Source organism: Paenarthrobacter sp. NPDC089714 (genome assembly GCF_044748905.1).
GTDB lineage: Bacteria > Actinomycetota > Actinomycetes > Actinomycetales > Micrococcaceae > Arthrobacter.
In genome coordinates, this window is the sequence record NZ_JBIVGX010000007.1 from 149086 (window position 1) to 173277 (window position 24192).

At 62.9% G+C, this 24192-nt stretch carries 29 protein-coding genes and 1 tRNA gene; 22 read left to right on the forward strand and 8 right to left on the reverse strand.

Annotation, left to right across the window (positions count from 1 at the left end; all coding sequences use genetic code 11):
• Positions 1-20: 20 nt before the first annotated feature.
• Positions 21-776: a DeoR/GlpR family DNA-binding transcription regulator gene (locus tag ACIPY3_RS14035; protein ID WP_400334969.1), complete on the forward strand. Its 756-nt coding sequence runs from the start codon at positions 21-23 to the stop codon at positions 774-776.
• The gene (locus tag ACIPY3_RS14040; protein ID WP_400334971.1) at positions 773-1966 is read left to right on the forward strand and encodes an MFS transporter; all 1194 of its coding nucleotides are present in this window, start codon (positions 773-775) and stop codon (positions 1964-1966) included. The genes ACIPY3_RS14035 and ACIPY3_RS14040 overlap by 4 nt, the downstream gene beginning before the upstream one ends.
• Here the strand turns inward: ACIPY3_RS14040 and ACIPY3_RS14045 are convergent.
• Entirely contained in the window at positions 1911-2720 is an 810-nt protein-coding gene (locus tag ACIPY3_RS14045) for a phosphatase PAP2 family protein (RefSeq protein WP_400334973.1), read from the reverse strand. The genes ACIPY3_RS14040 and ACIPY3_RS14045 overlap by 56 nt on opposite strands.
• On the opposite strand from ACIPY3_RS14045, the gene ACIPY3_RS14050 reads away from it, so the two are divergent.
• The 8 genes from ACIPY3_RS14050 to ACIPY3_RS14085 all read left to right on the forward strand — a co-directional run bounded on the left by ACIPY3_RS14050 (position 2688) and on the right by ACIPY3_RS14085 (position 12175).
• Entirely contained in the window at positions 2688-4193 is a 1506-nt protein-coding gene (locus ACIPY3_RS14050; RefSeq protein WP_400334974.1) for a bifunctional phosphatase PAP2/diacylglycerol kinase family protein, read from the forward strand. The genes ACIPY3_RS14045 and ACIPY3_RS14050 overlap by 33 nt on opposite strands.
• Before the next feature lie 163 nt (positions 4194-4356).
• Positions 4357-5298, forward strand: coding sequence for an ABC transporter ATP-binding protein (locus tag ACIPY3_RS14055; protein ID WP_400334976.1), 942 nt, complete (start codon positions 4357-4359; stop codon positions 5296-5298).
• Between the two features lie 14 nt (positions 5299-5312).
• Complete coding sequence (locus ACIPY3_RS14060) at positions 5313-6203, forward strand: ABC transporter permease (protein ID WP_400334978.1); 891 nt, start codon at positions 5313-5315, stop codon at positions 6201-6203.
• An 18-nt stretch (positions 6204-6221) separates the two neighbouring features.
• Positions 6222-7511 (forward strand): sensor histidine kinase, encoded by a 1290-nt coding sequence (locus ACIPY3_RS14065; RefSeq protein ID WP_400334980.1) that lies wholly within the window; start codon positions 6222-6224, stop codon positions 7509-7511.
• On the forward strand, positions 7508-8203 hold the full coding sequence (locus ACIPY3_RS14070) for a response regulator (protein WP_400334982.1): 696 nt from the start codon (positions 7508-7510) through the stop codon (positions 8201-8203). The genes ACIPY3_RS14065 and ACIPY3_RS14070 overlap by 4 nt, the downstream gene beginning before the upstream one ends.
• Before the next feature lie 62 nt (positions 8204-8265).
• Positions 8266-9186, forward strand: coding sequence for an intradiol ring-cleavage dioxygenase (locus tag ACIPY3_RS14075; protein WP_400334984.1), 921 nt, complete (start codon positions 8266-8268; stop codon positions 9184-9186).
• A gap of 37 nt (positions 9187-9223) precedes the next feature.
• Positions 9224-10525: a M18 family aminopeptidase gene (locus tag ACIPY3_RS14080; RefSeq protein ID WP_400334986.1), complete on the forward strand. Its 1302-nt coding sequence runs from the start codon at positions 9224-9226 to the stop codon at positions 10523-10525.
• Positions 10526-10762: 237 nt separating this feature from the next.
• A complete protein-coding gene (locus tag ACIPY3_RS14085) occupies positions 10763-12175 on the forward strand; it encodes an amino acid permease (protein ID WP_400334988.1) in 1413 nt (470 codons plus the stop codon).
• A gap of 145 nt (positions 12176-12320) precedes the next feature.
• Here the strand turns inward: ACIPY3_RS14085 and ACIPY3_RS14090 are convergent, their stop codons facing one another.
• Positions 12321-12980, reverse strand: coding sequence for a DUF1345 domain-containing protein (locus ACIPY3_RS14090; protein WP_400334989.1), 660 nt, complete (start codon positions 12978-12980; stop codon positions 12321-12323).
• Between the two features lie 10 nt (positions 12981-12990).
• The gene (locus tag ACIPY3_RS14095; RefSeq protein WP_400334990.1) at positions 12991-13152 is read right to left on the reverse strand and encodes a hypothetical protein; all 162 of its coding nucleotides are present in this window, start codon (positions 13150-13152) and stop codon (positions 12991-12993) included.
• A 113-nt stretch (positions 13153-13265) separates the two neighbouring features.
• Between ACIPY3_RS14095 and ACIPY3_RS14100 the strand changes: the two genes are divergently transcribed.
• Positions 13266-13348: transfer RNA gene (locus ACIPY3_RS14100), tRNA-Leu, on the forward strand.
• A 61-nt stretch (positions 13349-13409) separates the two neighbouring features.
• Here the strand turns inward: ACIPY3_RS14100 and ACIPY3_RS14105 are convergent.
• Complete coding sequence (locus tag ACIPY3_RS14105) at positions 13410-13748, reverse strand: YnfA family protein (protein WP_400334992.1); 339 nt, start codon at positions 13746-13748, stop codon at positions 13410-13412.
• Between the two features lie 228 nt (positions 13749-13976).
• Between ACIPY3_RS14105 and rpsF the strand changes: the two genes are divergently transcribed.
• From rpsF to rplI, 4 genes are all read left to right on the forward strand, one after another.
• Positions 13977-14282, forward strand: coding sequence for a 30S ribosomal protein S6 (gene rpsF / locus ACIPY3_RS14110; RefSeq protein WP_397324157.1), 306 nt, complete (start codon positions 13977-13979; stop codon positions 14280-14282).
• 49 nt (positions 14283-14331) lie between these two features.
• Complete coding sequence (locus ACIPY3_RS14115; RefSeq protein ID WP_397324155.1) at positions 14332-14922, forward strand: single-stranded DNA-binding protein; 591 nt, start codon at positions 14332-14334, stop codon at positions 14920-14922.
• A gap of 63 nt (positions 14923-14985) precedes the next feature.
• Complete coding sequence (gene rpsR, locus ACIPY3_RS14120; RefSeq protein WP_003800144.1) at positions 14986-15225, forward strand: 30S ribosomal protein S18; 240 nt, start codon at positions 14986-14988, stop codon at positions 15223-15225.
• An 18-nt stretch (positions 15226-15243) separates the two neighbouring features.
• Positions 15244-15696 carry a 50S ribosomal protein L9 gene (gene rplI, locus ACIPY3_RS14125; protein ID WP_347109016.1) on the forward strand — a complete coding sequence of 151 codons (453 nt, stop codon included), beginning with the start codon at positions 15244-15246 and terminating at the stop codon, positions 15694-15696.
• A gap of 134 nt (positions 15697-15830) precedes the next feature.
• Here rplI and ACIPY3_RS14130 read toward each other — a convergent pair whose 3' ends face one another.
• On the reverse strand, positions 15831-16256 hold the full coding sequence (locus ACIPY3_RS14130; protein ID WP_400334993.1) for a DUF1801 domain-containing protein: 426 nt from the start codon (positions 16254-16256) through the stop codon (positions 15831-15833).
• Positions 16257-16314: 58 nt separating this feature from the next.
• On the opposite strand from ACIPY3_RS14130, the gene ACIPY3_RS14135 reads away from it, so the two are divergent.
• Together ACIPY3_RS14135 and ACIPY3_RS14140 are read left to right on the forward strand one after the other, a co-directional pair.
• On the forward strand, positions 16315-17166 hold the full coding sequence (locus ACIPY3_RS14135; RefSeq protein WP_400334995.1) for a PhzF family phenazine biosynthesis protein: 852 nt from the start codon (positions 16315-16317) through the stop codon (positions 17164-17166).
• A 188-nt stretch (positions 17167-17354) separates the two neighbouring features.
• The gene (locus tag ACIPY3_RS14140) at positions 17355-18248 is read left to right on the forward strand and encodes a diacylglycerol/lipid kinase family protein (protein ID WP_400334997.1); all 894 of its coding nucleotides are present in this window, start codon (positions 17355-17357) and stop codon (positions 18246-18248) included.
• Between the two features lie 2 nt (positions 18249-18250).
• On the opposite strand, the gene ACIPY3_RS14145 is transcribed toward ACIPY3_RS14140, so the two are convergent.
• A complete protein-coding gene (locus ACIPY3_RS14145; protein ID WP_400334998.1) occupies positions 18251-19135 on the reverse strand; it encodes a hypothetical protein in 885 nt (294 codons plus the stop codon).
• 104 nt (positions 19136-19239) lie between these two features.
• Between ACIPY3_RS14145 and ACIPY3_RS14150 the strand changes: the two genes are divergently transcribed.
• The 5 genes from ACIPY3_RS14150 to ACIPY3_RS14170 all read left to right on the forward strand — a co-directional run bounded on the left by ACIPY3_RS14150 (position 19240) and on the right by ACIPY3_RS14170 (position 22903).
• On the forward strand, positions 19240-19536 hold the full coding sequence (locus tag ACIPY3_RS14150; protein WP_400335000.1) for a DUF4287 domain-containing protein: 297 nt from the start codon (positions 19240-19242) through the stop codon (positions 19534-19536).
• Between the two features lie 219 nt (positions 19537-19755).
• Positions 19756-20799: an alpha/beta hydrolase gene (locus ACIPY3_RS14155; RefSeq protein ID WP_400335001.1), complete on the forward strand. Its 1044-nt coding sequence runs from the start codon at positions 19756-19758 to the stop codon at positions 20797-20799.
• Between the two features lie 45 nt (positions 20800-20844).
• Positions 20845-21792, forward strand: a complete 948-nt coding sequence (locus tag ACIPY3_RS14160; protein WP_400335004.1) for an alpha/beta hydrolase — start codon at positions 20845-20847, stop codon at positions 21790-21792.
• 90 nt (positions 21793-21882) lie between these two features.
• The gene (locus ACIPY3_RS14165; RefSeq protein WP_397324143.1) at positions 21883-22506 is read left to right on the forward strand and encodes an FMN reductase; all 624 of its coding nucleotides are present in this window, start codon (positions 21883-21885) and stop codon (positions 22504-22506) included.
• Positions 22507-22543: 37 nt separating this feature from the next.
• Positions 22544-22903 carry a zf-TFIIB domain-containing protein gene (locus tag ACIPY3_RS14170; protein ID WP_400335005.1) on the forward strand — a complete coding sequence of 120 codons (360 nt, stop codon included), beginning with the start codon at positions 22544-22546 and terminating at the stop codon, positions 22901-22903.
• Here the strand turns inward: ACIPY3_RS14170 and ACIPY3_RS14175 are convergent.
• On the reverse strand, positions 22900-23475 hold the full coding sequence (locus tag ACIPY3_RS14175; RefSeq protein ID WP_400335007.1) for a hypothetical protein: 576 nt from the start codon (positions 23473-23475) through the stop codon (positions 22900-22902). The two genes, ACIPY3_RS14170 and ACIPY3_RS14175, sit on opposite strands and share 4 nt — an antisense overlap.
• A gap of 9 nt (positions 23476-23484) precedes the next feature.
• A complete protein-coding gene (locus tag ACIPY3_RS14180) occupies positions 23485-23922 on the reverse strand; it encodes a hypothetical protein (RefSeq protein ID WP_400335008.1) in 438 nt (145 codons plus the stop codon).
• Between the last annotated feature and the right edge of the window lie 270 nt (positions 23923-24192).

The following is a 24192-nucleotide window of genomic DNA, read 5'->3' on the forward strand; positions in this document are numbered from 1 at the left end:
CTGCTTGTTAGGCTGGAGCCATGAAGACTGCCGACCGCCACCGCTACATCGGGGAGCTGCTGCGCACCCGCGAGGCGGTGACGGTTGACGAGTTGGTGGCCGAGTGCGGTGCCTCCGGAGCCACCATCCGGCGGGACCTGGAGATCCTTGCGGCCAACGGAGTGCTGAAGAGGGTCCACGGTGGCGCCCGCAGCCTGTTGGCGCGCGGTGATAATCCTGGCTACGGCCAGCGTGAACTTGAAGAGCACGAGTCCAAACTACGGATCGCAGCGGTTGTTGACGGCCTCCTCCGGGACCGTGAGCACGTGTGGTTGGACAGCGGATCCACGGCCACGGAAATCGCGCGCAGGCTGTCCAACCGCGACCTCACCGTCATGCCCATGTCCCTTCACAGCGTGGACGCGCTGGCCGGGGGACGCGCCGAACTCATTTTGCCCGGCGGCCGTCTTATCCCGGGCGAACAATCATTCCGTGGACCCATGGCCGAATCCAACATCCGTTCGTTGCGCTTCGACACTGCGATCGTCACCCCTTGCGCCTTCAACCTCAAAGACGGGCTCCTGGCGCACGACCTCGACGATGCCGCCGTGAAGCGCTCCGGACTTGAGTCGGCCGCCCGGGTGATCGCCGCCGGCTCCGGAAGTAAATGGAATGCCAGCGCGGTGGCGTTGGTTGCCGCCATGGAGGCTGTGGACGTGATCGTGACAGACCTCAAACCCTCCCCAGAAGACCTTGCCCGGCTCGACAAACTCTCCGTGGAAGTTGTGATTGCATGACCACCAGCACCCGAACCTTACCGAACGTGAACGCCGCGGCCATCGCCACATTCCTGGTCTTTGGCATGAACGGCCTGGTCTTCGCCAGCTGGGCGGCCCGTATTCCCGCCGTGACCGAGGCGCTCAGCCTCACCTCGGGACAGATGGGCACCCTGCTGTTGTGCACCGCCGTAGGTTCCCTCGTTGCGCTGCCTTCGGCCGGGTGGGTGGTAGGCCGCATCGGAACCGCCAACACGGTGAGGCTTGCGGGCATCGTGGCCGGCGGTGCGGGAACGGCGATCGCCCTCTCGCTCATGGCGGCTTCGGTTCCGGCGACAGCCATTGCGCTGTTTTTCTTCGGTATTGGCATCGGCTTGTGGGACGTGGCGCAGAACATTGAGGGCGCCGACGTCGAGCACCGGCTTAAGCGCACCATCATGCCGCAATTCCACGCGGCCTTCAGCGGCGGCGCGTTCGTTGGCGCCCTGATCGGCGCCGGGCTCTCCCAAATCGGTGTGGGCCTGCCGGTGCACCTGCTGGTCATCGCGGCCATCGCCGTGACCCTCTCGCTCACCGCCCCGCGATTCTTTCTTCCGCACCACGCTGCGGTGGCTGAAACGCACGACGACGGTCCGGCGGCTTCCAAGGGCCCGTCGGCTTGGCGGGATGGCAGGACGCTGCTTATAGGCGTGGTTGTCCTGGGTGCCACGCTGACCGAAGGTGCGGGCAACGACTGGATAGCCAAGGCCGCTGTGGACGGACTTGGCTCCTCCGAGGCAACGGGTGCGCTGCTCTTCGCGCTCTTCGTTGCAGCAATGACGGCCATGCGGTTCGTGGGCGGGAAGGCGATCGACAAGTTCGGCCGGGTAACTGTGCTCCGTGCCAGCATGGCCGCCGCGGCGGTTGGCCTGGCGCTGTTTGTCTTCGCGGACAACGTGGTCCTGGCGGCTGTTGGCGCCGCCCTGTGGGGTATCGGCGCAGCCTTGGCATTCCCTATGGGCATGTCAGCGGCGGCCGACGATCCACCGCACGCCGCAGCACGCGTCTCGGTGGTCTCCACTATTGGGTACGTCGCGTTCCTGGCCGGACCCCCGCTGCTGGGCTACCTGGGTGACCACACGGGCATCCACAACGCCCTGCTGGCTATCGGAGCACCTATTCTTGTGGCCCTGCTGCTTGCCGGTGTTGCGAAGCCTTTGCCCGCCAAATAGGGCCGGTGCGTTCATTCTCGGCAATGCATATGCTGCGAAACGGCACCCACAGCAGCAAGACAAGGCCCGTCCCCAGGCAAGCGGCGCCGAGGACATCGCTGAGCCAGTGCGCTGACAGATAGGTCCGGCTGATCATCATGGCCAGGATCCCCAGCGCGGCCAGTGCCTTGATCCAGAACCGATCGATGAGCACCACCATGACGACCAAAAAGGTGGTGGTGGCCGATACATGCCCTGAAGGGTATGAGCCCGTGTCAGTCAGGACTTTGGCTCCCTCGGGACGCTGGCGGCCCACCACTACCTTGGCCAGCTGGGTGAGGGCAAGCGCAGTCACACCCGCGACCATCACGAAGAGGGCCGTCCTGGGCCGTTGCCACAGCAAGAGAATCACGCCGAGAAGAAGCTGCAGGACGAGCATCCCCACGTAGCCCACGCTGTTCAGCAACACATTCACTTGGTCCCAGAGGGGCGTGTGCAGGGTGAAGACGTAAGCCTGCCACAGCGTGTCCACGCCGTTGAACGCCGGCTCGCCGTTTCCCGCGAGGATGAGCAGGCCCGGAACAATAAAAGCGGTGAGCAACAGCACGGCCGGTGTTGCGATCTGCCATGTGGGCCGTTGACGCGGTTGCAGGAGGCGGGCCATCCACTCATGGTAGCCACCGGGGCTGGAACCGCCGGGGAGGCGCCGGGCAACCGTCGGCATCGGCGTTACGCTGGTCAGATGCAAGGCTTCCTGCGTAAAGGTCCAAAGCACGTCGCCAGGTTTGATCACTTCCTGGTGAGGGCTGTCTCACGCCAGCCCCAGGGTGAGCACGACGACTTCTTCCGGCGGCTCTCAGCAGCGGCCACCAAGGGCAAACTGTGGTTCGGCATCGCGGGCCTCATGGCCACGGTTCCGGGAAAGCCCCGCCGCGCTGCCTTGCACGGCCTGCTTGCCCTTGGCGTGGCCTCGGCGGTGACCAACCTGGTTTTCAAGACGGCACTCCCCCGCAGGCGGCCATTGCCTGAACATCTGCCTGTTTTCCGTTTCGTTAATCCGCAGCCCGTCAGTTCGTCCATGCCGTCGGGCCATTCCGCCTCTGCCGTTGCGTTTGCTGTTGGAGCCGGGCTGGTTTCACCGGCCATCGGCCTTGCCCTGGCTCCCGTTGCTGCCGGCGTTGCCTACTCGAGGGTCCATACGGGTGCGCATTGGCCGTCTGATGTGGTGCTGGGTTCGGCCTTGGGAGTGGGTTCGGCCATCGTGACGCGGAAATGGTGGCCGGCCAAGCCCCCGGAGCCCACTCCGCGGCGGACGCCCGTGGAGCTCCCGAAGATATCCGACGGCGATGGGTTGAGTATTGCGGTCAATGCCATGGGCGGCTCCTACTCGCCGGAGACCGGCGAGCTTCTCCGAAAGATATTTCCCAAAGCGCATATTCATGAGATTGCCGAAGGCGAAGACATCGGGCACGAAATTGAGGCCGCGGCCTCCCGAGCCGGCATTATTGCCCTGGGCGTGTGGGGCGGTGACGGGACCGTTGGCACGGCGGCAGCTGCCGCCGTCGAACATTCCCTGCCCCTCCTGGTGCTGCCGGGCGGGACACTGAACCACTTTGCCCGCGACCTCGGCGTCGGATCCATGGACGACGTCTTGAAAGCGGCTGCCGATGGGTCTGGCGCGTTGGTGGATCTTGGAAACGTCGTTATGCAGAGGGGCCTGCCGGAGCTGCCGGAAACCAGCGAATTGGCGATGCTCAACACGGCCAGCGTAGGGGTTTACCCCAACCTTGTCCGGCGCCGTGAACGGTTGCAGCCGGCATTGGGCAAGCCCCTCGCCGGCCTGGTGGCATCGCTGCGGACGTTCGCGGTCAATTCCCCCACCACCCTGTTGGTGAATGGCGTCAGGCACAAGCTGTGGATCCTGTACATGGGCCGGGGCAGGTATTACCCCAGGGACCACGCGCCGCTCCGACGTCCGGTGCTGGACGACGGATTGTTCGATCTGCGCATGATCACTGCGGATGAGCCGTTCGCGCGGGCCCGACTGCTGTGGGCCACCATGACGGGAACTGTGGCCGCATCCAGGGTGACCCACCTGACCGAGGGGACCAAGGTGCACATCGAGTCGATCGGGGAGCCGTTGGTGCTGGCTGTTGATGGGGAGCCGAAAGCCGGTGTCCGCAGCGCCGAATTCGTGGTCAAGCCGCGGAACCTGCGGGTCTATTCACCCCTCGACCCGGCGGTCTGAGCTGTTTCGGTCATCCGCGAGGATTACCCTGACTGAACCCTGAATCATCCCTGAGACAGGCGACTTCCTTCCTTCGTGTGACTAGCGTTTTAAGTACATTCACTACTCATCCGCATTCACGACTCATCCGCACGGACACGTGCCCAGGGAGGGGAACGCTTCCATGATCGAAGCAAAAGGCCTGACGAAGGTCTACGGCGAAAAGACCGCCGTTGGCGGTGTCAGTTTCACGGTCCAGGCCGGCCGGGTGACGGGCTTCCTTGGTCCGAACGGCGCCGGCAAGTCCACAACGATGCGCATGATCATGGGGCTGGACAGGCCGACATCAGGTGATGTCACGGTCAACGGCCTCCACTACGCCCAGCACAAGGCTCCGCTCCACCAAGTGGGCGCCTTGCTGGACGCCAAGGCCGTGCACACCAGCCGCAGTGCCTACAACCACTTGCTGGCAATGGCTGCCACCCACCACATCCCCACGTCGCGGGTCCACGAAGTCATCGAAATGACCGGCCTGGGCGCGGTGGCCAAGAAGAAGGCCGGTGGGTTCTCCTTGGGCATGGGCCAGCGGCTTGGAATCGCGGCTGCGTTGCTCGGTGACCCGCAAACGCTGATCCTCGACGAACCGGTAAACGGTTTGGATCCCGAAGGCGTTCTGTGGGTCCGCAATTTGGTGCGCTACCTCGCCAGCCAAGGCAAGACTGTCTTCCTGTCGAGCCACCTCATGAGTGAAATGTCCCAGACGGCGGACCACCTGATTGTGATTGGCCGGGGCAGGATCATTGCTGACGCGCCCATGCAGGACATCATTGCCGGCGCCCAGCAGGCCAAGACCCTGGTGCGTACTTCGGCGGCAAGCCGACTGTCCACGTTGTTGGTGGGTGACGGCGTCCGTGTGGACCAGAACGAGAACGAAACCCTGGAAGTTGTTGGTCTGCAGCCTCGTGAGATCGCCCAGGTGGCACTGGACAACCAGGTTCTGATCTACGAACTGACTCCGCAGGTTTCCTCCCTGGAAGAGGCCTATTTCAACCTCACCAAGGACGAGGTTGAATATCACTCCCATCTCACTGGCGAGCCCATCGCCGCCGCAGCGGAAGGAAAGTAAGGACGATGAGCACCATGACTGAAAGCCGAACGAACGCACCTGCCCATGTATCTGCGGCCGGGCGGGGTGTGACCTTTGCCGGTGTTGTGAAGTCCGAATGGATCAAGCTCCGGTCCCTCACGTCGACGGTGATCCTGCTGGCCCTGACACTCATTGCCACCGTGGGTGTCGGTGCGCTGGCCGTCCTCATCCGGTTCACGTTTATAGACCAGATGATCAAGGAAGCGAAGAACGCCGGGCAGCCGGTGACCGCCGAGATGATCACGCAGCAGTTCCCGGCGGGCTCCGGGTTCGACCTCTACAACCTTCCGAACGCCGGAATCCAAATCGGCACCCTGGTCCTCGGCGCACTGGCCGTGCTCTTCATCTCCTCGGAGTACGCCACGGGGATGATCCGGTCCACCATGAACGCTGTTCCCAAGCGCATTCCGGCTTTTGCGGCCAAGGCTTTGCTCCTGGTGGTCATTTCCTACGTGATCACCACCATCGCCGCAGTCCTCACCTTCCTGATCGCCATGCCGGTGTTCCAGGGCCTCGACATCAAGCTCGACTGGTCCACCGACGGCGTCATGTACAGCGTCTTCACCGGTGGCCTCTACGTTGCAGGCGTGGCCCTCATTGGTCTCTCACTGGGTACGCTGCTCCGCAACTCCGCAGGCGGCGTTACCGTGCTGGTCGCCCTCTTCTTTGTCCTTTCCATTGCTTCCGGGTTCCTGAGCCTTGTTCCGGGCGACTTCTGGAAGTACGTCCCCCAGTACATCCCCAGCGAGGCAGGCGGTCGCTTCCTGGCGATCGGGCACACGGACGGTGTACTGGATCCGTGGCAGGGCGGGCTGGTTTTCCTCGGCTACATCCTGCTCTTCCTCATCCCCGCCGTGTTCGCCATCAAGAAGCGGGACGTCTAGGCGGTCTAGGCTCGATCCATGACTGAAGCTCCACAGGCGAGGGACGCGTTGGCCACTGCGGCCGACGCGTCCTTCGCCGAAATCGCCCAACGGCGGCGCGGCCGTGTCCGGCGGTACTTCTACGAGCGTCCGCGGGCCATGGATGCCGTGGTGGTCCTTTGCTACATGATCCTTGCCCTGCCCACCATCATTGCGTCCGGCAGCGAGGGCAAGTGGCTGGCGATGTCGCTGTTGCTGCTGATTGCGACTGTCCTGGCTTTCAGGCGACGCTATCCGCTCCAGGTGGTTACCGCCGTCGTGCTTTTCGAAGTGGCGGCCACCATCCTCAACCCGTGGGGCTCTAACGTTTCTGCTGGTTTGTGGTTCGCCCTCTATGCGGTGGCGACCGCGAAGAAGCGGCCTCTCGCGCTGCTGGTTTTCGTGGCGGCGAGCCTGCCGTTGAGCCTCCTGTACCTGTTCATGTGGACCAGTCCCACCAATCTGGACACGCTTCAGGACGTGCCGGAGAATTTCCATCTCATCAACAACATCGCCACGGCCGTCACCATCATGTTGTCCAACCTCCTGGCTACTGGAATCGGTATTTCGGTGCGGCAGCGGCGTGAACACGAGGCGGAAATTGCTGCTTGGGTGGCGCGGACAACGCAGCTGGGCAAGGTCACGGAGCGCAACAGGATTGCCCGCGAGATGCACGATGTTGTGGCGCATTCGCTGACGGTGATGATCAGCCTTTCCGATGGGGCTGCTGTGGTGGTCAAGAAGGATCCGGAACGCGCAGGCGACGTGCTGAACGAGCTGTCCAGGACCGGCAGGGCCGCCCTGGCCGACATGCGGCGTGTCTTGGGCGTTCTCCGTGACGATTCCGGGCGGCCTGCACCTTTGGCACCCTTGGAGTCGGGCCACAACCTGGGGAAGCTTTTGGACGGGTTCCGCACCGCCGGCCTGCCCCTTCACTATGCCCATACGGGCCCGGCGCTGCCCGCCGACCCTGCGTTCGAGTTGACGGTGTACAGGATCGTCCAGGAATCGCTGACCAACGTCCTTCGCTACGGCCGGTCGCTGAGCCGGGTGGACGTGCAGTTAACCCGCGACGGCGATTTGGTCACCATTGACGTGCTCGACGACGGCCGTGGAACCCGGGAGGGTGGCGGGGACCTGGCGAGCAGCATCGGATCAGGCCAAGGCATCGCAGGGATGAGTGAGCGTGCGGGAATTTATGCTGGAATCGTGACTGCCGGTCCTGGAAAACGCGGCGGCTGGGCAGTACACGCCCAGCTGCGCTGGAACGGCGATAAGGGGGAAGAATGACTGGGGACAGCATGATCAAGGTCCTGTTGGTGGACGATCAGCCACTGCTTCGGATGGGGTTCCGGCTCATCCTGGAGGGTGAGGACGATTTCACCGTGGTGGGCGAAGCTTCGGATGGGGCGGAGGCCGTGCGGCTGGTCGCGGAGCTGCACCCTGACGTGGTGCTCATGGATGTCCGCATGCCCGCCATGGACGGTATTGAGGCCACCAGGCGGATTTCGGACGCAGGCTCGGATTCCCGGGTGATTATCCTGACCACCTTCGACCTCGACGAGTACGCCTTCTCGGGTTTGCAGGCCGGCGCCTCGGCGTTCCTGCTCAAGGACGTGGCGCCCGCCGAATTGGTGCATGCAGTGCGCCTGGTAGCCAGCGGGGATGCTGTTGTGGCGCCGCGGGTCACGCAACGGCTGCTCGAAACTTATGTCCGTGGCGGGCATGCGCCGGGACTGGCTCCAGCCCCGCACCGGGATCCGCTCCTGGACGAGCTCACGCCGCGTGAAACAGAAATCCTCACCACCATCGCCGAGGGCCTGTCCAACGCCGAGATTGCGCACAAGTTCTTCCTGTCCGAGGCCACGGTGAAGACCCACGTCCGGCGGATCCTCAGCAAGCTCCAGCTGCGGGACCGCGTGCAAGTGGTGGTTTACGCCTATGAGACGGGCCTGGTGGTCCCGAGCAACCCGGATTACTGACCCACAGCCCCGGCACAGCTTCACCATGTACAAGCCATAGGCTGCCCGCGTTTGATGGAGGCATGACTTCACTCCAGCGCCCCACGCAAGCTTCCACGGAGGCCGAGCAGCCGCATCCCGACCACGATCGCGGTCTCGAATTCGATTTATCAACGATCCTGAATCGCAGACGGACGCTGGGTGTCCTCTTCGGTGCGGGAACGGCAGCTGCCCTGGCAGCCTGTACGCCGGGTACGGGAGGCAGCAGCGCCACGCCGTCGTCCTCCGCCAGTGCGGTGTCGACTGCAACGTCGACTGAAACCGCGACCGCCTCGCCTTCCGCAACGAGCACGGTAACCAGGGCCTTCGCGGAATGTGGCGTGGAGATTCCCCAGGAGACGGTGGGTCCGTACCCGGGCGATGGCTCCAACGGTCCCAATGTGCTGGAGGCCTCGGGAGTGGTGCGCAAGGACATCACGTCCAGCTTCGGCGCCTCCACCACCAAGGCCGAGGGGGTACCGCTGACGGTAACCCTGACCCTCCTGGACAACGCGAACGGCTGCTCCCCGTTGGCCGGCGCGGCTGTGTACGCCTGGCACTGCGACCGGAACGGGAAGTACTCCCTCTACGACAGTGGCCTGGAAAACGAGAACTACCTCCGCGGAGTGCAGGAGACCGACGCCAACGGGCAGCTTACGTTCACCACCATCTATCCAGGGGCCTACAACGGCCGGTGGCCACATATTCACTTTGAAGTATTTGAGTCGCTGAGCAACACCAGCTCCGCGGGCCAAGTCCTGGCCGTGTCCCAGATCGCCCTGACGGAGGCGGCCTGCAAGGAGGTTTATGCGTCGAGCGGGTACGAGAGCAGCGCCAAGAACTTCCCCAACACGACGCTGACTTCGGACAATGTCTTTGGTGACGACGGCGGCATATACCAACTCGCGACTATGTCCGGCTCAGTGGCCGGTGGCTACACGGCTGCACTGAACGTCACGGTGTAGCCCGGCGCGTCGGCGCAGCGGGACTAGACTCGGGGTCATGCCTTCGAACGCCTCCGCAGCAGACCACATCCAGGACCTCGGCTCTTTCGTTTCGGCGTCGCCGTCGAGTTTCCACGCAGTGCACGAGGCGGCCCGACGCTTGGATGCTGCGGGTTTCACCGGGCTTGAGGAGCTTCAACCGTGGGAGGGTGGCCTGGGCAACTACTACGTGATCCGTGACGGTGCCCTGATTGCCTGGGTCACGCCGGCCAACGCAGGTGCAACCAGCGGCTTCAATATCCTCGGGGCGCACACTGATTCGCCGTCATTCAAGCTCAAGCCCAAACCCACCACCGGGAAGTTCGGGTGGCTGCAGGCGGGTGTTGAGGTCTATGGTGGCCCGCTGCTCAACTCGTGGCTGGACCGGGAACTGCAGCTTGCGGGCCGCTTGGTGATGCGTGACGGCACCCAGCACCTGACCAACACCGGGCCCCTGCTGCGCTTCCCGCAGTTGGCCATCCACTTGGACCGTGCCGTCAATGAGGGCCTTACCCTTTCAAAGCAGCAGCACATGAACCCCATTTTCGGTCTGGGCGATCCCGCCGGGGAGGACTTGCTGGGCCTGCTCGCCTCGCGCGTCGAGGGGGCAGCTGTGGATGCTGCGGAAATCGGCGGTTACGACGTCGTGGTGGCAGACACGCAGGCGCCGGCAGTTTTCGGGGCCAACGGTGAGTTCTTCGCGTCGGGCCGATTGGATAACCTTTCCTCAACCCACGCCGGTCTGGTGGCGCTGCTCGCCCACTCCGCCGCCGCGCCAGCCAATGGACCGATCGCCGTCCTGGCTGCCTTTGACCATGAGGAGATCGGCTCCAACTCCCGGTCCGGCGCGTGTGGCCCGTTCCTGGAGGACATCCTGACCCGGATTTCCGATGGTTTCGGCGCTTCGGTGAGCCAGCGGCGGCAGGCCCTCTCGGCGTCGTTCTGTGTTTCTGCGGATGCCGGCCACGCCATCCACCCGAACTACGCGGAGCGCCATGATCCCACCAACCGGCCACTGCTGAACGGTGGCCCGCTGCTGAAGATCAACGCCAACCAGCGCTACGCCACGGATGCCACCGGTGCCGCCTTCTGGGCACGCCTCTGCGAGGAGTCGGGCGTGCGCTACCAGGAATTCGTTTCCAACAACGACATTCCGTGCGGCTCAACCATCGGTCCGCTCACAGCGACGCGGCTGGGCATCCGGACCGTTGATGTGGGCGTTCCGCTGCTGTCCATGCACTCCGCCAGGGAGCTGTGTGGCGTGGAGGACCCGCACTTGCTGGCGACGGTTGTTGAGAGGTTCTTCGCAAGCGCGGTGTGACCGGACCCACAGGCTAAAGCGTCAAGGAGTCGTTTCAGGCTCGTTTCGATAGTGCTTGCAGCGAAACAAATGATGCCTCAAGCTATACATTTTGTGCATCCTCCTGTTTAGCTCAGCACCAAAATGTACGTTCGCACAGCTTAGGCCGGAACCTCGCTGGCTAGTGTGGGAAAGCCAAGTGGCCCAGTGCACATCAGTCGAGGGCCTTTCCAAGAACACTAAGGACGGCGCTCATCCATGCACGCTGACCAACAACTTTCCAAGTCGCTGAAGCCCCGCCACCTGTCCATGATCGCCATCGCCGGCGTCATCGGTGCAGGCCTCTTTGTGGGCTCCGGCGCCGCGATCCAGCAAGCAGGTCCGGGTATCCTCGTGGCTTATCTGGCCGCGGGCCTTGTGGTCATTCTCGTGATGCGCATGCTCGGCGAAATGGCTGCCGCCAATCCCGAGACCGGTTCCTTCTCCACCTATGCGGACAAGGCCCTGGGCCGCTGGGCGGGCTTCAGCATCGGCTGGCTGTATGCCTGGTTCTGGATCATCGTCCTCGGCATCGAGGCGACCGCCGGTGCGGCCATCATGCATCGCTGGGTTCCAGGTGTCGACCAGTGGGTTTGGGCCCTTGTCCTGATGGTCCTGCTGACGTTGACCAACCTCGGTTCGGTGAAGTCTTACGGTGAGTTCGAATTCTGGTTCGCTTCCATCAAGGTGGCAGCAATCGTGATCTTCCTCCTCGCCGGCATCGCCGCGATCCTCGGCCTGTTCCCGGGTGTTTCCGCCCCGGGCGTGGCGAACCTGCTGGACCAGGGCGGCTTCATGCCGAACGGTCCCGGCGCCGTGCTGGCCGGAATCCTGGTGGTGGTTTTCTCCTTCTTCGGCGCCGAAATCGCGACCATTGCTGCCGGCGAATCAGCCAATCCAGTGGACGCGGTGAAGAAAGCCGTGAAGTCCACGGTATGGCGGATCCTCATCTTCTACATCGGGTCCATCGCGATCGTGGTTACCCTCCTGCCCTGGAACAGTGCCTCCGTGGCCAAGAGCCCGTATGTCGCAGTCATTGAGCTGTACGGCATCCCCGGCGCGGGTACCATCATGGACATCGTGGTCCTGACCTCGGTGTTGTCCTGCCTGAACTCGGGCCTCTACACGGCGAGCCGCATGCTGTTCTCCCTTTCGCAGCGTGGAGATGCGCCCAAGTCCTGGACCAAGATCTCCAAGCGCGGTGTCCCGGCAGCCGCCGTCCTCGCTTCCACCGTGGTGGGTTTCATTACCGTTGGCCTGAACTACCTGGCTCCGGACACCGTGTTCCTGTTCCTGGTGAACACCTCCGGCGCGATCGCCCTGTTCGTCTGGCTGGTCATCGCCACATCCCAGCTCATCCTTCGCCGCCGCATGGGCGATGCCGCAAAGAGCCTCGAACTCAAGATGTGGTTCTTCCCGTACCTTACGTGGATTGCGATCGCCAGCATCGTGGCGCTCATTGTGGGCATGGTGATCCTCGAATCCACCCGCCAGTCGCTGTTCCTTTCGCTTGCCCTGGCCGTCGTGGTGGTCGGCATCGGCGTGTGGCGTTACCGCAAGGGCGGTCAGCCGAATCAGGCGTCCCCCGCGGAAGCCAAGCCCGCGGAAGCAGGTTCCCGACCGGCGTCGTAAGCGCCTGTTCGCTGCGGGGCGCTGCCGTCAACGTCCGACGGCGGCTGTCCCGTTCGCGTTTAGGCCGCCTTCGGAGCGGCTACCGGAAGGTACGCGGCCGGTCTGGAGCCGTCGGATGCCGCGGAGGCCTACGCCGCTGTCACCGCTACTGGGCCAGACCGATCACCAGATTGATGGTCACGGCCAGGACGACGGTTCCGAACAGGTAGGAAAGCAGGCTGTGCTTCAACGCCTCGGCCCGGATCCTGTGGTTTTCAAGATTGGTGTCCGAAACCTGGTAGGTCATGCCCAGGCTCGTGGCCAGGTAAGCGAAATCGGTGTACTGGGGCGGCCGATCCTGGTTGAAACTGATGCCCCCAACGGCACCACCGGCCTCTGCCCCGGGGCTGTAATACAGCTCTGCGTAGCGAAGCGTGAAGAGCGTCTGAACCAGCATCCAGGAAAGCGCCACGCAAATCATTGCCAACGCGGCGGAATTCAGCCTGGCAGCGGCATCGTCTGCATGGGAATTGACGATGACCGCCGCGACGGCGGCGAGGCTCCCGAGGTTGGCGATGAGAATCAGCAGGTCCGTGACGCCCCGGGAGGGATCCTCGGATGTCGCGTGCCGTTGGGTCCCCTCCGGGTCCAGGCGCGCAATCACCAGCCACACCCAGGCCACGTAGATGAACGCAGCCACAGCCCAGGCCACCGCAGGTGCATCCACCCAGTTGCCGGTGGAACCCGTGACAGCTGTAGCGATTCCTCCGGCGATCACCATCACCACAAAGCGCAGCCGGCTGCGCCTGACCCTTGGGGCGTTCATGCGGTCCACCCTAGCGCTGGCTGCCTTGGTGTTCCTGATGATCCCTGGCGGCCCGCCGCTCGTCGGCTTGGAGAATGCCATCCCTGACGCCGGAGCGGACCACGAAATACAGGAGGTAGAGGAAGATCGCGCCGAACACGGCGGTGAGGGCAAGCGAGGTCAGTGCATCCATGGACCCACCCTAGCCGTCGGTTTCCTCGTCAGAATCCACAGAATGGCCAAGTTCGTGTTAGTGTCTTTGACGCTGTTACGGAGAAAAAGGAAACCGGCTCTCCGAATCACCCTGCGCGGGTGGCGGAATGGCAGACGCGCTAGCTTGAGGTGCTAGTCCTCGAAAGGGGGTGGGGGTTCAAGTCCCCCTCCGCGCACACAGGAAACCCCTGGAAGGTCGATGATCTTCCGGGGGTTTTTTCGTCTGGTTGCGCGGGTTCACCCGCCGGTGCGCGGGGCGAACATGATGACCCCGACGCCGACAATGCAGATAGCGGCGCCAATGACGTCCCAGCGATCCGGCCTGAAGCCGTCCATGAGCATCCCCCACGCCAGTGAGCCGGCAATGAAGACTCCCCCGTAGGCGGCGAGCACCCGTCCGAAGTGCGCATCGGGTTGGAACGCTGCGAAGAATCCGTAGATGCCCAGCGCTACGACGCCGAGTCCTGCCCACCACCACGCCTTGCCCTCCCGGACGGCCTGCCAGATCAGCCAGGCGCCTCCAATCTCGGCGACTGCCGCGAGGATGAAGAGAATCGTCGACTTGAGGATGGTCATGGTCCAATTATTCGCTGCAGCTGGCTGTTATCCACATACGAGCGATGGCTGGTTTCGGTGCGGTATTCGGCCGAATAGCTTTGAGTGCAGGAGATGCACTAAGATATTGAAGTCTGTGCTGCGCCCTCCTTCCGAAACTTCGGCGGGGGAGCGATGCACAGCATCGCAAATGAACCTCCTGTTACGGAAATACCGTAACCGCTTAGCCCAAAGGAGGTGGGTTCACATATGCGTCCTTACGAATTGATGGTAATCATCGACCCCGAGGTCGAAGAGCGTACCGTAGAGCCGTCGCTTCAGAAGTTCCTGAACGTCATCACTACCGATGGTGGAACCATCGAAAAGGTTGACATCTGGGGCCGTCGCCGTCTGGCATACGACATCAAGAAGAAGTCCGAAGGTATCTACGCCGTGGTGAACTTCACCGCTGAGCCAGCTACCGCCAAGGAACTTGACCGCCAGCTGTCTCTCAACGAGACGATCATGCGTACCAAGATCATCCGCCCCGAAGACCAGAAGGTTGCTGCTGAGTAATCAGCCCCTTCAAATCTTTACCCCGCAGGAACGAACAAGGAGGCAGTAGATGGCAGGCGAAACCACTATTACGGTCATCGGTAATCTCACCAATGACCCCGAGCTGCGGTTCACCCCGTCTGGCTCAGCAGTAGCGAACTTCACCATCGCTTCTACTCCCCGGACCTTCGACCGCCAGTCCAATGAGTGGAAGGACGGGGAAACCCTGTTCCTCCGCGCATCGGTATGGCGCGAAGCTGCCGAAAACGTGGCCGAATCCCTCACCAAGGGTACGCGGGTCATCGTTTCCGGCCGTTTGAAGAGCCGTTCCTACGAAACCAAGGAAGGCGAGAAGCGCACCGTTATTGAGCTCGAAGTCGATGAAATCGGCCCGAGCCTGCGTTACGCGAATGCCAAAGTCAACCGTACCCAGCGCTCCGGCGGCGGGTTTGGTGCCGGCAACGGTAACCAGCAGGGTGGCTTCGGCGGCGGCAACGCCGGTGGCTTTGGAGGCGGCGCTCCTGGTGGAAACCAGGGCGGCAACTCCGGTGGAAACTGGGGCAACAACCAGCCCGCGCAGCAGGACGACCCTTGGGCAACGCCCGGTGTCAGCAACGCTGGCGGCTGGGGCAATGGCCCGGATTCCGAACCTCCCTTCTAAACACAAAAACACCACCATCCCGTGGATCAACATCCACGGGCTCCATAGAAAAGGAGCTCCACGATGGCTAAGGCTGAACTCCGTAAGCCCAAACCAAAGTCCAACCCCTTGAAGGCCGCTGACATCACTGTCATCGACTACAAGGACGTAGCATTGCTGCGCAAGTTCATCTCCGACCGCGGCAAGATCCGCGCTCGTCGCGTCACTGGCGTTACCGTTCAGGAACAGCGCAAGATCGCCCAGGCAATCAAGAACGCCCGCGAAGTTGCTCTGCTGCCTTACTCCGGCGCTGGCCGCGGCTAAGGGAAGGGATTAACTAACATGGCAAAGCTCATTCTGACCCACGAAGTAACCGGTCTCGGTGCTGCTGGCGACGTTGTCGAGGTCAAGAACGGTTACGCACGTAACTACCTCCTGCCCCGCGGCTTCGCTCTGACCTGGACCCGCGGTGGCGAGAAGCAGGTTGAGTCCATCAAGGCTGCACGTGCTGCCCGCGCCCACGCTTCGGTTGAAGCTGCACAGGCACAGGCCCAGGCTCTGTCCTCCAAGAAGGTCAAGCTCGAGGTGAAGGCCGGCGAGTCCGGTCGTCTCTTCGGCACGGTCAAGCCTGCTGATGTCGCTGCTGCTGTTGAGGCCGCTGGCCTCGGCGCCATCGACAAGCGCAACGTTGAACTGCCGAACCACATCAAGTCCGTGGGTTCGTACCAGGCCAACGTCCGCCTGCACGAGGATGTTTCTGCTGTCATCGACCTCGAGGTCGTTGCAAGCAAGTAGTCTTTGACTGCATCTGAAGGACCCCCGTTACCGGATTTCCGGTGGCGGGGGTTTTTCATTTCCCCAGGAGCAACGCGGAGTCACTTAGGGCCCATGTTCGGCGACTAAAGGGCTGTAACTGACCCCGCGTTGCCTTATGCAGGGTTGTGGATCTCCGACATGGTGTGGTGGTAGCCGCTGCGGATCAACTCGGCCAGCACAGCGCGGTCCACATCGTCCAACTTGTTGATGTACAGGCAGGCCGTGCTGGTCTTGTGCTTGCCCAGCTCAGGCAGCAGCCGATCGGCGTCGGGACCTTCCGTGAGCCCGTAGAACACCAGGTTGGACTTACGGGGCGAGAAGGCGACAGCGGGGGAGTCGCCTTCCCTGCCTGTGGCGTACTTGTAGTGGTAGCTGCCGAAACCAACAATCGTGGGGCCGTACATGTAGGCCCTCTGGCCGGTGATTTCGCCCATCAGGTCCATCAACTCCAGCCCATCCGCACGACGGGTGGGGTGCTCCACGGCTGCAAGGAAATCTTCCACCGGCACATCCGTTGGCTGGGTCTTGTTTTCTGCCATGTGCGTAGTCTCCCAGACGACGGAAAGTGATGCCAGAACCCAGTGATAGCCTGCACCGGTGACCAATGAATCCTTGCGAGTCCGCCCGTTCCACCAAGTGGACGTCTTCTCCGACCGGCCCTATTTTGGCAACCCGCTCGCCGTCGTGGTTGATGCCGAGGGGCTCAGCACCGAAACCATGCAGCATTATGCGAACTGGACCAATCTGTCCGAGACGACGTTCCTGCTGCCGCCCACTGATCCGCGTGCTGACTACCGTGTCCGCATTTTCACGGCCAGCGAGGAGTTCCCGTTTGCCGGGCATCCGACGTTGGGTTCGGCACATACGTGGCTGCAGGCCGGGGGAGTGCCCAAGGCCCAGGGCATAGTGGTTCAGGAATGTGGGGCGGGCCTGGTCCAAGTGAAGCACGACGGCGGACGGTTGGCTTTCGCGGCGCCGCCGCTGACGCGCTTCGGTCCCGTCGAGCCGGACATCCGTGGGCAATTGGCGGCGGCGCTCCAGGTGCCCGACGAGGCTATCCTCGATGCATCGTGGCTGGTCAATGGACCGGAATGGATCGGCGTGCTCCTCGAATCGGCGGAGCAGGTGCTTGCCCTCGAACCGGACGTTGCGGCCATGGGTGACCTGAAGGTGGGCGTGATTGGTCCGCACACGGAAGGTTCGTCAACGGATTTTGAGGTCCGCACGTTCGTTCCTGGTGACGCCATGGTGGAAGATCCAGTGACCGGCAGCTTCAACGCCGGAGCGGCACAGTGGCTCATCGGCTCTGGCCGCGCGCCACAGGAGTACGTTGCCGCGCAGGGAACGGTCCTGGGCCGGGCAGGGCGCATCCACGTGAAAGCCCAGGACGGTGAGATCTGGGTGGGCGGGGCGTCGGTCACGTGCATCGAGGGAACAGTGCTGTTGTAGGGCGCGCCAGTAGGCCGTTGGCATCTCGGCGCGTGCCCTGGCTTCACCGTGGTCCGCTGCCGTGAAACACTCATGGAACTGGACTAAATGGTGAGGGCAGGTAATCCCTTCATCGCCCACTCCACGCCATGTGATTGACGCGCAGCACTGACGGATTGATCCCCGTTGCATGCACATAGAGGAGAACTATGGATTCCGCACGGACCTTTAAATCGATCGTCATCATTTTCAACCCGAACAGCACGGGAAACGCCCCGGATCTGGCGGAGGAACTGCAGGGAAAGCTCAAGGAACGGCTCCCGTATGAGGCGAACATCGTTCTTCGCCCTACCGAGCGTGCCGGCCACGCGGTGGAACTCGCCCGCGAGGCGGCAGCCGGCGGAGGGGACGTCCTGGTGGTGTCCGTTAGCGGCGATGGTGGCTACAACGAGGTAGTCAACGGGGTGATGCAGGCAGAGAATCCCAAGGCAGTGTGCGCCGTCATGGCTGCGGGCAACGCGAACGACCATCGCCGCACCGTCGGGACCAAGCCGTTGGATGAAGCCATCGCCGAGGGCCACGTGAAGAACATTGATCTGCTGCGGATTCATACCGGAGAGGGCGGGCCGGCCGAATTCGCGCACTCGTACATCGGATTCGGCCTCACGCCCGTGGTGGCCACGGAGTTGGAAAAGGGCAGCAAGGGGGCTCTCACCGAGATGCTGTCCGTGGTCAAGACCTTCTCCGAGTTCGAACCCTTCGAGATGCGGCTGCCCGATGGAAAGCAGCACAAAGTGGACAGCCTGGTTTTCGCCAACATTCCCGAAATGGCCAAATATGCCACTTTGAGCGAGGCAGAGGCCGTTCCCGCCGACGGCAAGTTCGAGGTGGTTCTTTTCCCGCATATGCCTAAGTGGCGAGTGGTCCTGAATGCTTTGCGCGCCACGACGCAGGGGCTGGGCGACCAGCCGAGCGTCAGCAGCTACGAATTCACCACCCTCAAACCGCTGCCGTTCCAGATGGATGGCGAGGTCAAGCACGTCGAAGCTGGAGCCACTATCACGGTGGAGAGCGCCCACGAAGCCTTGCCCACCATCGCTTGAGCTCAGCCGGTGCCGCAGGCTGTGCTCACGAAGTCATAGATCCGTCCCCGAAGCTCCGTTGAGGCCGCCACCTTCAGCAGGCCCTTCCTGTCCCCAACGGTTACCCTCAGGGGCAACAGGGTCCCCACCTTGTCCTCGGCGACCGCGTGCGGATCACATCGAGCAGGCCTGATCCGCAAGGGCACCACCTGTGGCGCGGTGTTGGCAGCGACTGTGACACTGCGGGGCCAAGGATCATCCGGCACTTCGGCCAGCAGCGTGGTCTCGTCGATCGATTCGATAGTGAGGCCTGGTGCCGTCCCGCTGGACGTGCCCACCGGGGTGATGACAAGGCGTACGACGGCGGTAGCCCCGTCCGGGGCCACCTCCAGGCCGGGGTCCAAGACGATGGTCGCTGTCGCGGCCGCCTCCGCTGACAGGCAGAGTTCGTCGGAGTTCCGCGGGAGGACGTTGAAAGGGTCACTCGCGTCCGTGCTGGTCGTCTTTGGTTCACGCGCCGGGTCCGTGTAGTGGATGGTGGCCGTGATGGGTGCGTCGGATGCACTCAAGCAGGATGCTGCCGGAAGGGTGGCGGGGAGGCTCTTGGGTTGCTTCGGTGGCAAGTTCAAGGCGCCGCCTTCCGGACGCCAGGTGATGTCGCCCCGGAACAGGTTCGAACGCAGCACAGCGTCACTGACAGTGAGGTTTGCCTCCGTGTTGTTGGTGAGTTGGATGAGGATGGCTTGCTTCCCGTACTGGTCCCGCGACTGGTTGACCTCCACGGAGATGGGCGTTTCCCCGTGCGAGCCGGCGGGAGAAGGGGCGGGTGCCTGGCCGGCATGTTCACAGGCCGGCAGGAAGCAGACGGCCGCCAGTGCAACCACGTACCGCCATGATCGGCTCACCATTCCAAAAGTCTAGGACCGCGCGAACGCCTGGAACATTCCCCGTTGTCCACCCATCCCGTAGAGTCACGCCTACGCACAACGAATCACGGATGAAGGGCGAACCCATGTCGTTCCAGGCTTATCTTGATGCGATCGAGGACAAGACCGGCCTCACGCCGCGCCAACTGGTGGAGATTGCGGAAGGCAAAGGATTCAACGACCCCGCGGTCAAGGCCGGAACCATTCTTGAGTGGCTGAAGGCGGACTACGACCTTGGGCGGGGCCACGGCATGGCCCTGGTCCATGTCATCAAGAAGGGCCCGCAGATCGACAGCAAACACGTGGGGACCGACGGTGTGCACCGCGACGAGTCGGACACGCTGTGGTTGGATGGCAAAGCCAGTAAACCTGCGGCTCCATAGTGGATCAGTGGCCGCGTTGCCCGCCGTCCCGGCTCCCACAGCGCGACGTTCGACGGCGGTGAGGGGGACCCTGCTCGTGGCGTCACTGTCGCCGCCTGCCAAAGGAACCGTGGACATTTCCTTCGCTAAAACACGGTTCAGTCCTAGCATTATCCGCAGGTGCACAGACGGGGGAGTGTGTAAATGGGGCCTTTGGAGTCCGCTCAGACTGATACGGGCGTGGTTAGGCGCACAGGTTCGCGTGAGGTAGAGCGCTCGGGCAGGCGGAAGCGACCGTGGCGGCTGAGGAAGCTGGATCTCGCCATCGTTGTGGTGCTCATTGTGCTGCTTGCCCTCTCAGCTACTCCGTGGCCGTCGGCGATGGTGATTCGCAGTGTTTTTGAACGCGGCGCCAAGGACACCGTTGATGAAATGCTGCCCTACGTTCCGGATACGCCGCTGCAGACAAACCAGGGTGTGGAATACAAGCCCGGACTCTCGTTCGACACCTTCAGCCCCCAGGGCACTACCGAAGCGCTCCCTGCCATCGTGTGGATTCACGGTGGCGCCTGGATTTCCGGTGCTCAGTCCAACGTGGAGCCGTACCTCCGGATCCTTGCTGCTGAGGGCTACACCACCATCGGCGTGGGCTACACGATCGCACCCGAGGCGACGTACCCCACGGCTGTCCGGGAGCTCAACGATGCCTTGGCCTATATCAAGGCCCACGCCGCCGAGCTGAGGTTGGATCCAGGCAGGATCGTCCTCGCGGGTGACTCCGCGGGGGCGCAACTCGCCAGCCAGATGGCCACGTTGACGGTGAATCCGGCCTACGCGAACCTCCTGGGGATCGAGCCGGCGCTGCGCAAAGAAGATCTTGCCGCCACTATCCTGCATTGCGGGGTCTATGACCTGCGCGCCATGGCTGATCTGAATGGCTTGGTCGCCTGGGGGTTCAAGACCTCCCTGTGGGCCTACACGGGCACTAAGGACTGGTCCTCCACCTATGCCGGCGGAACCATGTCCACCCTTGAGTTCGTCACCGCTGACTTGCCGCCTACGTTCATCAGCGGAGGCAACGGGGATGGCCTGACGTGGCTGCAATCCGTTCCCTACAGCAACCGCCTGAAGGCCGCCGGCGTTCCGGTGACTGAACTCTTCTGGCCTGCGGACCATCAACCAGCGCTGCCGCACGAGTACCAGTTCCACTTGAATTTCGTTGAGGCACGTGACGCCAAGCAGCGAACGCTCGATTTCCTGTCCACTCACGTGTCGCGGAACTGACCACTGCGGTAAAAAGTATCTCCATGATGGAACTATTATTGGACCATGCCTGTCACTAAAGCGTCGACCAGCCGTGCTCCGCTGCTCGTATGGATCTCCATTGTTTGCGCCTCGGTGCTGATCGTGGTTCCGGCCGCCATGCTGCTCGGCAACCCGGCCGTCCTGCGCGGCCACCCGGCGCTTCCGGTGCTGTTACTGGTTGCCGCCGCTGGAGGCCTCCTGTGGGGGTTCCTGCTGTGGCGGGGTCGGGGGTCGCGGCCCAAGCGCTCCATGCTGCGGTCCATTGGCGCATGGGTGGGCCGATTGCTTGCGTTGTCAGCCGTGGCGGCTCTCGCTTGGCTGAACCCGTTCGCGCACCAACCTGCTGGTCCCCAGCCTGCACGGAACGTTGCGATCGTGGAGTCTCCAACGGACATTGCCATGGCTCCAGTGAACTCCACTCCCAGCAAAGGCCTGGTCTTCTACCCTGGAGCCCGCGTCGAAGCGAAGGCGTACGAAGATGTCCTTGGGCCCGTAGCCAACGCGGGTTATCTGGTGGTCATCCTGAAGGAACCCCTTGGGCTCAGCCTCCTCGACGGCAGCCAGGCACGAGCAGCCATGTCTGCCCACCCCGAAGTTCACTCGTGGGCTGTGGGTGGCCATTCCCTGGGCGGGGTGAGCGCAAGTTCCTTCGCCTTGGACAACCCCGATGTGAAAGGACTTGTCCTTTTCGCCTCCTATCCGCTGGACTCGTTGCGGGACCGGGCGGGTTTGTCGGTCTTGTCGGTCTCCGGGACCGCGGACGGCCTGAGCACTCCGGCCAAGATTGACCTTTCCCGTGAACTGCTTCCGCTCGACACCACCTTCGTCACTGTCCAGGGAGGCAATCATGCCTACTTCGGCAGCTACGGTGCCCAGCCGGGCGATGGGGAGGCTTCCATCGATCGAACGGCCGCCCAGGAGCAGATTTCGACAGCGACCGTCACCTCCATGGGTCAACTCGCCGGAGGCTAGGCGCCGGGAATACATTCACTCACCGCCCTGTTCAGATATTTAGATGCATATGCATGTATGATGGGATAGATCGAGCAACAGGAGAATGCCATGGAAACCCGCCGCATCACCGTCCTTTCCGCCGGGCTCGGCGTGCCGTCGTCGAGCCGCCTCCTGGCCGACCAGCTGGCCGCCTCAGCCGAGCGGCAGTTGCGGTCGGCCGGCTATGAGGTGAGGATTGACGTCGTCGAACTGCGCGACCTCGCGGTGGACATCGCCAACAACTTCGTCACCGGCTATGCCGCGCCGCGGCTTGCCGAGGTGATTGCCGGCGTCGAGAACTCAGACGGCATCATCGCCGTCAGCCCCGTCTTCAGTGCCTCCTACAGCGGTCTGTTCAAGTCGTTCATTGACGTCCTGGACCCCAAATCTTTGGACGGCAAGGCTGTGCTGCTGGGTGCCACCGGTGGTACCGACCGTCACCAGATGGTCCTGGACCATGCCATGCGCCCGCTCTTCAGCTACCTGCGCACCAGGATGACTGCCACCGGCGTCTTCGCCGGACCCCAGGACTGGGGAACGGACGACGGCGGATCGCCCCTTTCGGTGCGGGTGGGCAGGGCCGCCGGTGAACTCGTGCAACTGCTGAGCGGCCCCCAGCCGGGGCATAAGGCACCGGTTCTGGAGTCGTTGCCGTTCGAGCAGTTGCTCGCGGGCATTTCGGCGGGTCACTAGGGCGAACCATTTGGGCTCCCGGGTCGTTGAGGCAGACATGAAGTGTCCTGTTGATTTTGTTGACCTGGTGATGAGCGAACGCAGCGGCGTGGAGATCGACTACTGCCCCACATGCCGCGGAGTGTGGCTGGATCGCGGCGAATTGGACAAGATCATTGATCGTGTCAACGGTGAAACCGGATCGCTGCCGCCGCGGTCGGCTGCAGCGCCCGCGCAACCTCCCATCGCGCCGCCTCCCATCTACAACCCCTTTGAGTCACGGCCCCGGTATGACGATCGGGAGCGCCGTGACTACGACAGGCGCGATGACGACAGGCGCTATGGATCCAACCGCGACCAGTACGGGCGGAAGCGCAAGAAAAAGGAAGGGTTCCTGGGCGATCTCTTCGACTTCTAGTCGTCCAGGAGTTCAATGAACTCCCGGGCCTGCTTGATGGTGATGTCCGAGTGGCGGGTCAGCGCCAACGCTGCGCCTTCCACATCGCCGCTCTTGGCCAGTGTGCGGATGCGTCCGTAGATTTCGTCGTTGAGCATGTTGCTGCTGACCTCGCGGGTCACATCGCCTTTGCTGACGATTGCGCGGTACCTGTAGGGGAAGCGTTCCGGTTCATCGTCGTCGTCCGCCAGCAGGTCCTTTGCGGGTGCCTCCGGACGGAACGGCTGGGGGTGCGCGGCCAGGGCGCCCACGGCGTCCCGCGATGCCCGGAGGCCTTCGCCCGTGGCCTGCAGGTAAAGCTTGATGGCGGCCATACCCTGGCCTTGCGCGATCAGTGAGTACAGGCGGCGGTGCTGCTCTTCATTCAGCTTTGCTGCCGACTCCCTGGCAAGCTGTACCGGATCCTTGGGTGCCTTGGCGGCAGTCGTGTTGGCCTTGTTCTCGGCAGAACGCTTGGTGAAAGAGCGAATCAGGAGCAGTACGCCCACGATGACCAGGATGAGGATCACGAGGGGGATAAGGAGCGAATCCATGGCGTTTTGTCAGAGCCGATCTACGTAGTTCTTGGCGGTCATGAGGTCTGAGTGGGTCGCTTGTCGCAGCACCTTGATGGCTTGGATCTTTTGCCCGCTGCGGACCAGGTTTTGGATTTCAAAGGCCAACTGCGGGTTCAGCTGGCCGTTGGGAAGGACAGCCGCCTGGCTGCGGGTGGCGGGGCTGCCCGTTCCGTGCTGGGTGGTCTGTGCCCGGTTCTGGCTCGGTTGCGTGGAGGCTTCGATCCGCGCCCGCGACGCTAGTGCCGCCTGGACTTGGGACGCCTGGTGTGCGGCCGAGCGGGCCGCCAGTTCGCGTTGGTACCGTTCGGCGTCGGAGATGCCTGTGTCGCGGGGTCTGAGGGCCGCCGAGACGGCCCAGAGGAGACCGACCAGAACTACCAAAGGAAGGGCTGTCAGCAGCAGGTCGCCAAGGTTATTCCCCATGCCTAGAGCTTATGCCAGATCGCTGGTTATCCACAGCACATTCCGCACTTGGCATAGGCTTCCGAGAGGAAAGTGTCAAATTAAGGTGGGGCATGTAAGGCGCATCACATTTGAGGTATGTTTTTCGCCGTATTGCACCCTGTGGGGGCGGGCTAGGGCTGGGCGGCTGTGGATGGTTATCCACTAAAAGTTTCTTTCTTCCACAGCTTGTGATGAGTGTTTTCGCAGGTCAGATGCCATTTACTGCGAAAAGAATTTCTCTATCCACAG